A 13,316-nucleotide genomic window follows, 5' to 3' on the forward strand; every position below is an offset into this window, starting at 1 on the left:
CTGAGCTGTTCCTCGCCGCGAAAGTTCAGCACGTCCAGACTGTAAGGGCTGTTCCAGATATCAAGTGAGTAGCGGGACAAACCTGTCGCATCAGGGAGAAGATTTTTCAGGATATCAACCACAGAAACCTCCATTTAATCTTTGAGTGGTAACAACGTAAGCTGCCCGTTACTGAGTTCCAGCGTGCGGGGCTTGTCGGGATCAAGCTCTTCCCGTTTCAGGACCACCCGCCAGGTATCATGTTGTCTGTCCGGGTTGCGAAACAACGCCACCACGGCGACAAACTGAGCATCGGGTTCCATGGGCATATCCAGTGATACATCACCGCCCGGCATCACCAGCACTTCCTTAGAGGCCAGGGCATCGGCTTTTAACAGGTTGTCGGCCTGAAGCAGCAGCTTTTCATAATCCGCAGCGTCAAAGGCTTTGCGATCTTTAAGCTGATAAACACGCACCATGGTGGCAAGTGATGACTGATCGCCTTCATCTGTGTTCATAGAAGTGCGCGGGGAAAAATCGAGATGCAGTGTTTTAATTTGCTTATAGAAAATCGCTTTGGTCACGCCTTTGGTGCCATCGACCACTTTCTGAGTCAGGCCACATCCGCTAAGCAGAACCGCGAGCAGAAACAGGCTGAAATACTGCCATCTTGTAGGTGAGGAAATTATTTTTGCCATCAGGGCATCCTTTTTCTTCATTCGCAAAAAATACTGTGTCCCTGCAATGTCTTGATTGCAGGGTTAACGGAACCGGTATTCTCCCGACTCAGCGGGTAGCAAGGGTTCTTCATGTACACCCTGATAGGTGCCGAGGCTGACGGTCATACTTTGCGGCAGGCTGTCACGTTTGCTTTCCTGTAAACCCAGCACACCGGTACGCCCGAGCTGTATCCGTCGGGACCCACCGAGCCGGGGCTCCGGCAGCAAGCGGGTAGGGACGGTGAGTTGCAGGCGGGCATTGCACCGGTAGCCGAGATATACCCGCATCATCACAAGTAAATCGGTATGCAAATGGCCGCCGGGTAACCATCCTTCAGCTTCTTCAGGATCGGAGGTCATCAGACTCACCAGTACCCGGCTATTACCGTCTTTTCCTTTGCGGCCCAGTACGCTGCGCTGTGCCAGCGCAACACGGTTTTCAGCGCAAAACCCGCTGCGAGTACGCATTTCTACTGACACCGGGTCATGCCCCTGAATATAAGCCTGCGTTCGCGGTGCCAGCAGATTCACCAGTGCACGGATCCCTTCTGCCGTTCGTGTCGGCAAACGCATAGTGCTTAAAAGCGCCAGAAATCGGGAAATCGGCGTCGCGATATGTTTGGCCGTGCCGGGTATCCCCAGACCAATCAGACCGAGCAGGCACTGTGATGTCTCATCCGTTCCGCCAGCCTGGAAACTAGCGGGGTAGGCGTATTTACGCCAGATGCGATAGAACTGCGTCATCAGCCGATGGTTGAAAATATCCAGAAAATGCTCAACGCTTTCGTATCCTTCCCGCCGTTGGCTGATATCGTCGAGATAGCCTGTGGGTAAGGGGGCATCTACCCCATAGAGCCCCATAAAGGTGGTGCGAACAGTGGGTGTGGCGTGTATATGTTCCCGGTCGGCTTCTATGGCGCGTATTTCGCTGACCGGAAAACCCATGCCAGGATGCGGGCGAAAACGTATTGGATCTGTTGCGGGAGTGCTGGTTGTACCGAGCAGCGGAGCATCCCCGCCTGCCTGTTCCAGAAGCTGACAAAACCGGTAAAAATTCAGATAGGGCGCCTGCGGACTCAGGGCATCGATCAGCCCGGTACGTGTTGGCTGTGATTCTCGTTCCATCTCAGGCGTTTTCCTGTCGGTTGCAACACCAGCGTCAGCTGATTGAAAAGGTGAATATCGGCGTACAAGGCAAAGAAGCGGTGCAGCATTTCACCAAAGAGATTGACGTCCCCTTCACCCGCGAAGTTGTCTGTATTCAGGGTGATTTCTATATCGACACCGCGCAGCATGAACCCTTTTTCAAATCGCTGGATCAGGTGGTGTTCGACGGCAACAATCGCCTCGAGCCTGCGGCAGTTCATTTCATCATCGGTCCAGTCATACAGCGCCAGCGTGCCTCGCAGCACCTCTGGGTTATCCATCATGCTGAGGAAGCTTGAACCCAGGTGACTCATCACCCGCCAGTGGAAGCGATCATTGGCAGGCGGATATACCGGCATGGTAGGCGTGGTGAGGTTGCGAACTTGTACCGGGACTTTGCCGGCTTTCACAACCCGGTTGAGCAGGGTACTTTCCAGCGCCTTACGTGGAAGCTGGCCGTTGGTCCCGGTAATACGCAGTGAAAGTGCTTCACGCTGTTCAGCAAGCTGTTCTGCTTCAAAGGATTTACCGCCGAGAATTAACCATGTGTCATGCAAGCCAGAAGGCCCGCGCTTAACACGTGTGTGGAAATAGCGTTCGGGAGCATCATGACGCATCATGCCCCCGCGGTGACGGAAACTGGTGAAGGGCACGTAGTCGTGTTTGCCGTTTTTAACGGAACCGTGTACCTGATCAACACTGTAGATTTCTACGTGACCATCCTGCATTCGCAGTGACCGCAAAAGATATTCATTCGCCAGTGGATCAATTTGCAGCGGGTCGGCTTCCAGTGAAAACAGGTTAATGACCGGAACGCAGTGTAACCGGAAGGTATCGGTATCAAACGGCAGGTCATAAGGCCACAACTCACTCAAAACAATATCGAGTTCGAACCATGTCGTTCCCGGTACCAGATGGACATTTTGCAGTCCGTTCAGCTCAACGAACATAAATTTAGGGCGGAAGGTAAAATATTCCAGTAACAACTGATAGCCACTGAACGCCGAGCTCCCTTTAGGCCACAGGCGTTCATTTTCTTCAAATCCCATGGGCTTAAACCAGCTGTCTATCGCACGGCGATCCTGACCCAACTCCGGCTGGCGGATATACATGGCCTGAACTTTGCGGGTCAGGGCCAGATGCAGAGCACTGCTGACCGGACTGTCGGCATCGAGATAGATTGCCACGCGGCTTAAATCTATCTTTCGCCAGTCCGCCAGCGGACCGCAGTCAAAACGCAGGCGTACGGTTGAACGCCCGTCTGTTTCAGTATGCAACTTCGCCTGTGAAATATTGATCGGCATAAGCGGCATATCCCGCGTCACCTGATACTGGCAGCAGGTGTGTTTTTGCCCGACAGGCTGTGACAGGACAGAGAAGCCCCGGGGCACGATCTCCACCTGCTTGAGTTGCCGGTAATCAGGTTTCAATTCAACAATGGCCAGTGAAGGGATTGTCCGCATATAGTGTGGCCACAAGAGGCTGACCAGTCCCTCTGTGAGTTCCGGCAGGTCATCGTCCAGTTTCTCCCGCAGACGCCCCATCAGAAATGCGAAACCTTCAAATAAACGTTCAACGTACGGATCGCGCGCCCCGGACTTATCCAGGTTGAGCATCGCGGCCCGGTCGGGATGGGCATGGGCAAATTCGCGCCCGGCCTCGCGCAGGTAACGCATCTCAGCTTCGTAATAGCGCAGGGTCAAATCATCCATAAACAGATTCCTGACTGAAAATTTCAGTGGTGTTGAAAATAAAAAAATAACGAAAGCGTGATGCCTGTGTTCACACACTGACACCACAAGGGGAGGGTATTACTCATCTCCGGCAGAGCCCGTTCCTGCGGGGATATCCTGATCGTCTGTCAGTACGGGTCCGGGATCGGCGGCAACGACAGAAGAGACAGGCGCATCATCTAAAAATACTTTTTTGGGCAAAGAGAAGTTACGTAAAGCCAGCAATGCCAGCGGTCCATTGCCCATTTCTGTTCTCAGTATGTATTTCAATGGCAGACCATCACGGGTTTTCCAGACCAGCTGGTAACGGCTGCTGTCGAGTTGGGTAACCTGGGCTTTTTCCAGAAGGCGTATTAATCCCCAGTTCCCTGAAAAGTCGCCAAACAGTTGCATACCGGAACTGACACTGCGCCAGCTGAGCTGTACGCCGGGATAGTAGGAATTTCCCGGCCATTTAAAGCTCTGCCAGCTTTCCATCTGGTTGAAATAGTCCAGATTTTGCCCGTCGACAGCGAGTTCCGTGCGGACGACATTTTTTGACGGGCGGGCCATTAATTCAAAACGTAATCCTGCATCACCCTCAGCAAATACGATGTCAGATAACTGGCCCAACTGGTTGATGGCATCAAGGAATGCCGGATTAAAGGTCAGTCCCTGACTGGTAATGGCATCCGGCACCCAGCGGTTACCTTCCTGGTGTAAAATGCCACCGAGTTGAGTTTTCAGGAATTGCGAGATACGTCCGGAGTCGGAACGGAGATATTGCGCGACGACAGGTAAGGATGCATCGCTGCCGGTGCTGGCGAACGGATACCGTCCGGCAAATGAAGTATCCCACTGGTTGACCACGTTACTTTGCCATTGCGCATTCAGACTGCCGGCGGCGGGTTGCAATACCTGACGCCAGGCAAGCTCCATAGGCTCTACAAACATCGCTTTCCCGAAGCCGCTCCATTCCTGACCCAGACTGGCTGCAACCAGACTGCCGTAATCACGGGTGTCGGTTAAATCGACGGCTTTACCCTGAAAGACAGTTTGAGCCAGCATCTGGGTCATCGCCTGCGGATCCGGTGCGGTAGTGACCTGCTGAAGCTTCAGGCGAACCTGTGTTACACGGGTTAAATAGGCCTGGAAGCTGAGATTGCCATTATTTACACCATTACTTTTGCCATCCATGATGGTCAACAAGGGGCCGAAGGCGGCGTCGAGCGGACCTTGGGGGCCGCCTGTTTGTTTAATAACAGGTTGCTGTTTTTTACCCACCAGAACTTTCGCTGAATTCACCAGCGTATCGGCCAGAGCTTCGTTTTTCTGCCCCGTTTTTCCCTGCCAGGCCAGCGTATTCATCAATGCCACCATCGGAGACTGGCGTACATCTGCCATCAGCGTGAGCTGGGAAATAGCCCCCGAAAGAGATCCGGGCTCCTGCCAGCGCAGACTGTTAACCATGTTCAGCCAGGCATTGCTAAAATCAGTGAAATAACGTTCGGTGAGTCGTGCCTTTAGCGCCTCCGGGGAGATGTCTTCAGAAGCGGGTTGGGATTTACTGGTCAGAACCCAGTCAATTTCATTGCGTCGGGTAGTAACCACCTGATCGATAGCATCCTGAACCTGCTCTTCCCACGCCTGACGGGTGAACATTCCCGGCACGACCTCGTCTGTGTTGAACAGATAAGAAGCGTCGGTATCACCCACCATGTCTGTCAGGGTCATATCCGGATAATTATTCGCCACTTTCTTCAGCATGGCCTGATACAGCGATGCTTCCGCATTGCGCTGGCCAATTTGCTTAAGCAGGATCTGCCGGACAGCGGTGACAAGGTTTTTATCCTGCGCTATTTTCCATTCCGGATGCGCGGGCAGGTTCTGCCCCCAGAAGGCGATCAGTTTGGGTCCGACATGTTGCCATTGCCCGTCCGGAACCCCGGTGCGTTTTGGCCAGAGGGTCATCAGTGTCTGGCTTAAAAACGTTGCATCGGCTTTATCCGGACGCGACATCATCAGGTAGGCTTTAAGCTCAGCATAGGTTTGCTGTGTCAGGGCATCACGCTGCGGGCTGCCCGGTGGCAACCGGATAAAGTCTGTTAATTTTGCCTTAAGTTTCGTGGCAGAAGCATCCCGGATTAACACATTATTGTTGGCCTGATACAACGGCCAAAGTGCCGCCAGCTGTGAGGCATTCTGATTCAGGCCAAAGCGGGTATACCAGGGAGAACCGGCGGTTTCCCGGTACTGTAATTTCGCAATTTCCTGTTGAAGTGCCAGCTGATTATTCAGGCGTGAGGCCAGAGGCTGAGTCGTATCGGCTGCGATAGTGGCCTGTTCATGAGAGTCAGCAATCTGATGCTGATTGATAAAAAGCGAAAGCAAAACACCCGCTCCCCAAACTACAGCCAGGGTCAGAAGGGTGCATTGCAATATTTTTTCCCAAGGCCATCCTGTTCGTTTCCCTTGCGCATTCCGGCAATCCTGAAGAATGCCCTGCCACTCAGGCAGAGCCTCCCAGCTATGTGAAGACCCCTTCTCTGCGCTGGATGGCAGACTGAACATCAGCCCGCGCAACATCATCGGAGAGGAACCCCGGGAAACCGTGGTCAGCACATTACTCAGGCCCGCACGCCATTCTTTGCGCAATCTTTCAGTAAGACGCAATAAAAAGTCATATCGGGTGTCCTGGGCAAGCTGGGACATGCCTTGCTCACGTAGCGCAGGGATTAGCGCATCCAGTGCGGTAAGCACAGATTCTGCGGAAGTTTTTCCTGATAACAAACACCCTACGGGTTGTGTTTCCCTGCCTTCCTGTGACCATTTACATCTGTCGAGCACCCAAAAATACACCGGTGCCTGCCAGCCAAGCAGCGCATCGGTTTTTTGGCGCTGGCGCAGGGTTTCATCCAGTGAGGTGGTGCCTGGTAACTGATTACCCTCCAGTACATGAACAATTCCGTCTAACGGACGGCGCGGACGCAATAGTCTTGCGGCTATCGCACGTTCAGGATCAACGGGCACATCCGGTAAGCCGCCCCACAAAAGCAAGGTGTCGTCACCTTCCTGCCAGTTTTGTTCTGTCAGTCCTGGCGCTATCTTTTCAACCAGCTCAGTTTCTCCGGTCAGCCAGAGGATCTGCACTTTCCTGCGCCAAAACCGGCCATAGCGAAAACGCATCTGCTCGTCCAGACCGGTGAAAAACGAAGGGGACGGACTCACGGTATCTGAGACCGCGGGTGCCCCTGTCTGCTGATTTTTCCGTTTACGCCACTGGATACGAACGCCAGCCTTCCCGATGCGATCGAACATACGCTCGATCAGCCAGAAAACCGCCCCCAGCCCGGCGGCAATACTCAGACAAAGTGTCCAGATACCGGAAGGTGATAACGGGCCGATGCCAAAGGTGGAAGCTACCCATTGTGGATAGAAGGTGAGGGTGCCTCCCACAACGATGACGATAAAAATCAAAAACAGAAAGGCGCTGCCTATTAGGGATCTGATTGTCACAGTGAAGTGTCCTGATTGTCCTTAATTTCTGAGGCAGGTGCAGAAACGCAACCTACCCAAATCTTGTCCGTTGCGGTTTGGACCGCGACAGCCTGTGTGATGCCATCTTCACGGCATTGTGTGGCCGCCATGAGTAATGCCAGCCACGGTGCTGTGCATCCTGTAAAACCCGTGATGTTATCGATGACACTGCACTGCTTTTGAATATCCAGCCCGAGTGCGTTTTTCTCACAGGCCGTGCTCCATTCGCTGTCAGTGAGCAATGCACCGCCGGTGAGCCAGGCTTGTCCAACGGACGCTGGCTGAACGTTAGCCCATAGCAGCGCGCGTGAAAGTGTTTTGGTGAGCACGGCGTTTGTTCCGCACTCGGGGCGATGGATGCGTACCGTTTTATGCTCATCAGGCAGCGGACAATTGGTTAACAGCATGGCCGTTGCAGCTTCACCGCTGTTGACCTCAGGCCGATTATTTATCTGAGTACCGATCACCAGCAAGGCAGAAGGGATACCCCAGGTCATATCAATCCATTGGTCTAACGCCGCAAACCCCACTCCATTAATTTGCCGCAGCGGACGGGAAAACATCGCCATGACTTCCTGTGCATGCTTTGCGTTAACTTGCGGATCCTGATCAATGTGAGCATCCAGCAGAACGTAACAGGGCATGCCGGCGGGGAGGGTATCGAGTAAAGCTAATATTCGCTGTTTAAGGTGGCCATGCCACTCCAGCAGCAAACCTGGTGTCGTATTTGTTGTACTGCCAAGCCGTGTATGTCGGACGGCGAAGCCACCGGTTCTGGGGATAACAGATGACATCATCGGAGTATTTTTCAAAACAGCGCTGAGGAGTTTTTCTGTACTTTTGCCAACCGTGGTAAAGGAAACACCACCGTGCCAACAGATATAGCGTTGCCCACGCAGGGTTTCCTCTTCAATTAACTGCTCACGTTCTCTGTTCCATGAAGTGGCCCAGATCTGATCGCATTTGTAGCCGATACGTCGCAGGCTGAAAAGGATGCCCCAGGTTGCTGCGGGTAAGCCAATGGCGGTAAACCAGAATGCAATCCCCGTATGCTCATTTTTCCAAAACCAAAGCGTGGAGGTCGCCCCTGCCAGCAGCATAAATGGCAAGAAAAGAAGCCAGCGGCGGGTACGGGGGCGAACAATGCCGGGCGCTTTGTCGGGAATAACATCAAGATTCACCGGCATAATTATCCTACTTGTGCCGTTGCAAGAGAACTAATCAGCGTGCAACCGCAGGCACATTTATGTCCGTGAAAAGCGACAGGAATACCGTTGTCCAGGTAATTGGGATTGCCTTCGGTAATGAAGGTCGGACCGTGAAAGGGAACAGGGCAAGAGACTTTATCCCCTTTACGGGCAACGGGAATATTACCAAAACTCATGGTACCGGAACCGGTCACTACTGCACCGCCGTGCGTTGTTTTATCGCCGATACGAATAATAGGAAGCATGATAAAGTCCTTTTAGAAAATAATGTCTTATATTGATTACAGAGAGTCTGACGTTGAATAACTACTGCGGCCTGTCGTCGGGAACTTTTTTAATAAGGTTGAGGCTTTCATTTTGTAATACATAATAATTGTAAAAATGTTTTTTTGAGAATTCATTTATTTCATAGGTCACAAGAAGTTTGCTGGATTTATTGATATAGAGTATCTCTTCGCCGACGGGTTTAGAGCCCTCTAACTCTGTGCCATAGGCTGTAAAGGATTCATGAAGCGCACGACCGGTACGCTTATTAATAAATGAAATCATATAGCAACCGGAACCTCCGCATCCCCATTCTGCTCTGGCATACTCTCCTGCAAAAACGACAGGTCCTTGCATGGCCTCCGTGAAACGGGTTCTGAACATATTAGTGAATCCGTCAGTACGATCAACCTGAGCGGCTGATTTCCCCGTGTACAACGGGGCCGCAGGGTAATCCTTTCCTTTGGGGAGCGTAGTTGAAGCCTGACTCTGAACTGAAGAAAATCCAAGTACAGAAATGAGTAATATCTGTGGAAAATATTTCTTATAGTGGTTCATCTTTTTTTACCCACTTATCATCTATTTCGGCATCTAAATCCCAGCGCAGTTTATTCACAGCATGCCGTTTCTCTCTCTCCGTGGGGAGTATTATATGGTTGCTTGTTGTTTTCATCACTTAAAATGCCACTTCGTCATTGGGGAAATTACCCCCTCCCGATTGCTATATACATAAAAACAACATAGTGTAGGAATGAGCAAGATTACACCGATAAATTATCATCTCAATCAGGAAATGAAATTTTTTTTACGATTGTGTCTTCGCTTGCCTTTTTGAAGTTTAATTTCGTTTCACCACCCTGTTGTAATATGTCTATCTCTAGTTCATTATTATTTGACTTCCAGTTATATTGGATGAAAAAATCAGGCAGAATCTTGATTTTTTCATTCTTACCCAGTGTCAACGACTTTTTTAACTGGCTAAATACTTCCTCAGCTTTATGCTCCTCACGAAAACTAAGATAGGCAGAGAGCACATCGGTTTTAGGATAAATACAAGTTACAATATACCCTTCCGTATACACCAAATCCATTTCATTGCTAGTTTCCTTACAGATTATTTTATTGACGCTTTCGGATAACATTTTAACTTTCTTCTGATTCCTTATCTGATTTAGTCTTGCATCATCATCTGTAAAATACCATATTGCTCGATTTTTATAGGTAAGCATTAAGGCGTTATCCGTTTTAATAAATTCTGAAAAGGGCAGTTGACACTGTGAGTTTGGGTCTGTAGTTGTAATTACATCGATTTCATTATCCAGTCGAATACTATATTTTTTCAAAAAATCGCGATAAAACGAGGCCGTTTTAGCACTATGCCAATAATTTACTGGAGTTTCTTTTTCATCCACTATCTCGCATGAAAATAGTCCTTCCACATACAATATATTGTCTTTAAAGGTGATCCCTTTCTTTGAGAAATATTGCTGAGTATTTTCTATAGAATCATTATCAGCTGAGTTTTCTATAATCCCGTCAGAAGCCATTGCAAAAAACCATGATTGAGTAGTGGCAGCCAAAACCTCATTGCACAATGGGCTAAAAAAAACAATTAATGTAATGAAAAACTGCTTATCAAACACCTTCATTTTTTATCCTTAGTTAGTTGTTATTATAAATATCGTTTAAGAAAATATTATATTCTGCATTCCTCCTGTTAACTAACCCACTTTCCCCATCATTGGTAATGTCTAAAAATTCTTTAGCCGCCAATTCATAATTTTCACCGTTAATACTATTAACTAGATTTGGAGCCTTATTAAGGGAAAAGAAATTTTCACCACAGTTAAAAAGCAAACTAACCAATGCATCAAACTCATACTGATACAATTTTACTGTAACTGCCTTCTTTACGGCGCCCTCGAACTTGATAATGTCAAAATTAAAGACCTCATTAGCTTTATCATTCGTTATGGAATCTCTAAACTCATCAGGCAAAGTAATATCCTCACACTTCATTTTGTTAATTAAATGGCCATATCCAATAGTACAATGATTATGCGAGTCATTATAAGCCGTTAATTCCAGCTTCTCCCAACTCTTAATAAACCTCCGACCTTTTTCGGAAGTAACTAAAATATTAACATCAAGTCTGGGGTCTTGGTTATGACCCTCTTGATTATTGAATGTATTATTATACCCCTCAATTAAAAGTTGAATCGGATCTAGAAGATCCTTTCGGCGCTTATAGTGTGATTCACTTGCATCTGTTAGCGGCTTATTCAAGGAAAAGCCTTCCGCGCCTGAAAATAATTCAAAATGCAGCATAAAAACAGTGGTGCCATTCAACTTGACTGTTGGCCGCGTTGAACCATTTGCATTTGTACTAATCAACTCACCTGTTTCACCTAACTCCTGTCCTTGAGAAACCTGATCACCCTTATTAACCTTTATAGTTGTAGGATTAACCTCTCCATAACGCACAATAAACTCTCGTCCATCAGTGGTTTTATGATGCACCGTTATCTGGTGTGTATGGTTATAAAAACTTCTAACTTCTAATATGGTTCCAGGGCAAATAGCGACAACACTTGTGTAAGGATTAGTATAGAGATCTCTGGCAGCATGTCTGCGCCCTTCGCCACGGGGATAATCCATAGTGGCAGCATTTACCATTTTCTTGGCACGCCAGCTATGACTATTTCCCCATTTTTTTCCAGGATCATTTTCTGGCTTAACCCTTAGTGGGAAAATAATCTCATGATTTGCTTGCTGTCTGATATATCCCATAAACATCACCGGATGCATATGCCAGGGTGCCGGCCCCATGTCGGCGACTTTCTTCATCCAGATCATCTTATCCAGAAAGGCCTCGGTATATTTCTTCCACTTCGAAGCATCCGGTTCTAGTTTTTCCAGATATTTCGTCCACTTCGCATCCGTTTTCTCGTAATACCATTCGCTGGGGTGCTGCACTATCAGCTGATAAAGCTGGTCGCGATAGGTCGGGTTATGCGCGGCATTGCGGTATTCGTCGACGGAGTAATACCCGTCGTGGTTCTGGTCGATGACATCGAGCAGCTGTTTGTATTTGTGGCTGGCCAGCGCGTTGCTGAACGCCGGGTCATCCTCTGCCGCGGCTTTGAGTTTTTCAAAAATCCCTTTCACCACGTTCTGCGGCTGGTTCTCGGCATCCAGCAACTGAAAACTTTCGGGGTCGTCTTTGATGATAGAAAAACCCAGTTTGCCGAGGTCAAACTGTGACAACTTTTCGACAGAGTCCGCGGCCAGGAAGCCGCCTTCCGGGCGTATCTGATAGTGTGTAGGCGTGCCGTCTGCAGACACGGCCGGTACGTTAGACAATGTCAGTATTCCCGGTGCTTTTGTTTTGCGCGAGCTTTCTGCCATAGCACCTTTTGCATCTTTACTGAAAAGCTTCGCGTCTGCCGGATACTTCAGGAAGGCAGGACTCTCGCGACCGGCGGCTTCCGGATTGGTAAGAAAACTGGCCACTTTGCTGTCGCTCGTCAGGCATTCAATGTGCACCATATAGCGCGAACGGAAGCCGGTCTCGGTGGGTATCTGAAAGAACCCCAGGTGACCGAGCGCCGCACCGGCCTGAACCGGAATTGTCTGGTCAGTTATCACCTCGTCAAATTTTGGTGATGAGCCCGTCTGCGCGGCAACGGCCTCGAAGTTCCCGCCGTCGGCAACGACCCAGACGCGCTCACCGCGTTTGAGAGGCGTGCCTGCGACGTCAGCGGTCATGGTCATCAGTTTAAATACCCGCTTGTCCGGGCGGGTAACCGTCTGCGCGGCATTATCGGTTTCCATGGTCATCTGCGTGTTGACAGGCAGCAGCTTACCGGCCGGTTTTCCCCATTTTTTGTTCTGTCCGCTGACGACGGTTTCGAACACCACATCTTCACTGCAGCGGTAGTAATTCAGGGCTGTTTTGTTTTTGTATACCGCCGCCGCGGGAGGCGTCACGTTATAAGCCGGCGAGCACTGGCTCCACCAGGGTGGAGGACTTGCTCCGTTACTTTCGGCCATTTTCAGAAAACCGCCGTCGGAAACGGTCCATACCAGCCTGCCATCCTGCATTTTGACCTGACTGAACTGATGGTTATCACTGTTCCTGACCATCGTGTCATCACACAGTGTCACGGCGTTCCCGGCGGAAAATTTTCCGGCGACCTTATTTGAGGCAACATCTTCTTTTGTGAGATAGAACTTAACGCCGCCTTTGGTGCTGCGCTGCCGCGGGTCGGTCTGCGACGCATAGGCGGAGTAGGGGGCGAGATGCATATACAGCGTATAAAACGTCAGGCCGCTGGCTGCTGGGGTGCCCGGCTGAACATAATGGCGCACCAGAACAAAAGAGCCGGAGAGATAAAGCGTCCCTTCCTCCCAGGGGATGGTCGGGTACTCCTTGCACACGCGGAACGCGACGATATCACCGTCGGCCATGCAGCGCAGGTGTTGCTCCCCTTTATGGGGGGTGGGTGCATAAGCGGTTTCCGGTGGAGCATTGCCCGTCAGTGCACACCAGGGTGCGGTGGTATCGGTGATATGAATACCGCCGTGCCACATGCCTTTACCCCCGACCAGATACAGGCCGGAAGCCTCTCTGTCCAGACTCTGCAGCAGGTCACCGGCGGTGGAGAACTCGGTACCGGTGGCACTGGCAGGAACCGGAAAGCTAGTTTTGGGGATGACGGGCGGTGTTTTTTCAGCCATGGTTAACAGGT

The 13,316-nt window shown here is 50.1% G+C and carries 9 protein-coding genes; all 9 read right to left on the bottom strand.

Going from position 1 to position 13,316, the window contains the following annotated elements:
- Window positions 1–134 precede the first annotated feature (134 nt).
- Window positions 135–677 (bottom strand): type VI secretion system lipoprotein TssJ, encoded by a 543-nt coding sequence (gene tssJ, locus HGO41_RS03480; RefSeq protein ID WP_013577843.1) that lies wholly within the window; start codon window positions 675–677, stop codon window positions 135–137.
- A gap of 63 nt (window positions 678–740) precedes the next feature.
- Entirely contained in the window at window positions 741–1,823 is a 1,083-nt protein-coding gene (gene tssG / locus HGO41_RS03485) for a type VI secretion system baseplate subunit TssG (protein WP_250980768.1), read from the bottom strand.
- Window positions 1,787–3,556 (bottom strand): type VI secretion system baseplate subunit TssF, encoded by a 1,770-nt coding sequence (gene tssF, locus HGO41_RS03490; protein ID WP_250980769.1) that lies wholly within the window; start codon window positions 3,554–3,556, stop codon window positions 1,787–1,789. The genes tssG and tssF overlap by 37 nt, the downstream gene beginning before the upstream one ends.
- A 99-nt stretch (window positions 3,557–3,655) precedes the next feature.
- Window positions 3,656–7,072 (bottom strand): ImcF-related family protein, encoded by a 3,417-nt coding sequence (locus HGO41_RS03495; protein ID WP_217243751.1) that lies wholly within the window; start codon window positions 7,070–7,072, stop codon window positions 3,656–3,658.
- A complete protein-coding gene (locus tag HGO41_RS03500) occupies window positions 7,069–8,280 on the bottom strand; it encodes a KPHS_23130 family T6SS system protein (protein WP_013577839.1) in 1,212 nt (403 codons plus the stop codon). Before HGO41_RS03500 ends, HGO41_RS03495 begins: the two co-directional genes overlap by 4 nt.
- 2 nt (window positions 8,281–8,282) lie before the next feature.
- Complete coding sequence (locus HGO41_RS03505; protein ID WP_013577838.1) at window positions 8,283–8,546, bottom strand: PAAR domain-containing protein; 264 nt, start codon at window positions 8,544–8,546, stop codon at window positions 8,283–8,285.
- Window positions 8,547–8,607: 61 nt separating this feature from the next.
- A complete protein-coding gene (locus tag HGO41_RS03510; RefSeq protein WP_217243752.1) occupies window positions 8,608–9,123 on the bottom strand; it encodes a hypothetical protein in 516 nt (171 codons plus the stop codon).
- 224 nt (window positions 9,124–9,347) lie between these two features.
- Window positions 9,348–10,214, bottom strand: a complete 867-nt coding sequence (locus HGO41_RS03515; RefSeq protein WP_250980770.1) for a hypothetical protein — start codon at window positions 10,212–10,214, stop codon at window positions 9,348–9,350.
- A gap of 13 nt (window positions 10,215–10,227) precedes the next feature.
- A complete protein-coding gene (locus HGO41_RS03520; protein WP_250980771.1) occupies window positions 10,228–13,305 on the bottom strand; it encodes a glycoside hydrolase family protein in 3,078 nt (1,025 codons plus the stop codon).
- Between the last annotated feature and the right edge of the window lie 11 nt (window positions 13,306–13,316).

Origin of the sequence: Rahnella sp. CG8, from assembly GCF_023701875.1 — a bacterium.
GTDB lineage: Bacteria > Pseudomonadota > Gammaproteobacteria > Enterobacterales > Enterobacteriaceae > Rahnella > Rahnella aceris.

What these genes read in the sequence shown, in the direction of transcription:
- HGO41_RS03500 (WP_013577839.1), bottom strand. Translation starts at nt 8,280, where the DNA reads ATGCCGGTGAATCTTGATGTTATTCCCGACAAAGCGCCCGGCATTGTT.
- HGO41_RS03505 (WP_013577838.1), bottom strand. Translation starts at nt 8,546, where the DNA reads ATGCTTCCTATTATTCGTATCGGCGATAAAACAACGCACGGCGGTGCA.
- HGO41_RS03515 (WP_250980770.1), bottom strand. Translation starts at nt 10,214, where the DNA reads ATGAAGGTGTTTGATAAGCAGTTTTTCATTACATTAATTGTTTTTTTT.
- tssJ (WP_013577843.1), bottom strand. Translation starts at nt 677, where the DNA reads ATGGCAAAAATAATTTCCTCACCTACAAGATGGCAGTATTTCAGCCTG.
- tssF (WP_250980769.1), bottom strand. Translation starts at nt 3,556, where the DNA reads ATGGATGATTTGACCCTGCGCTATTACGAAGCTGAGATGCGTTACCTG.
- HGO41_RS03520 (WP_250980771.1), bottom strand. Translation starts at nt 13,305, where the DNA reads ATGGCTGAAAAAACACCGCCCGTCATCCCCAAAACTAGCTTTCCGGTT.
- tssG (WP_250980768.1), bottom strand. Translation starts at nt 1,823, where the DNA reads ATGGAACGAGAATCACAGCCAACACGTACCGGGCTGATCGATGCCCTG.
- HGO41_RS03510 (WP_217243752.1), bottom strand. Translation starts at nt 9,123, where the DNA reads ATGAACCACTATAAGAAATATTTTCCACAGATATTACTCATTTCTGTA.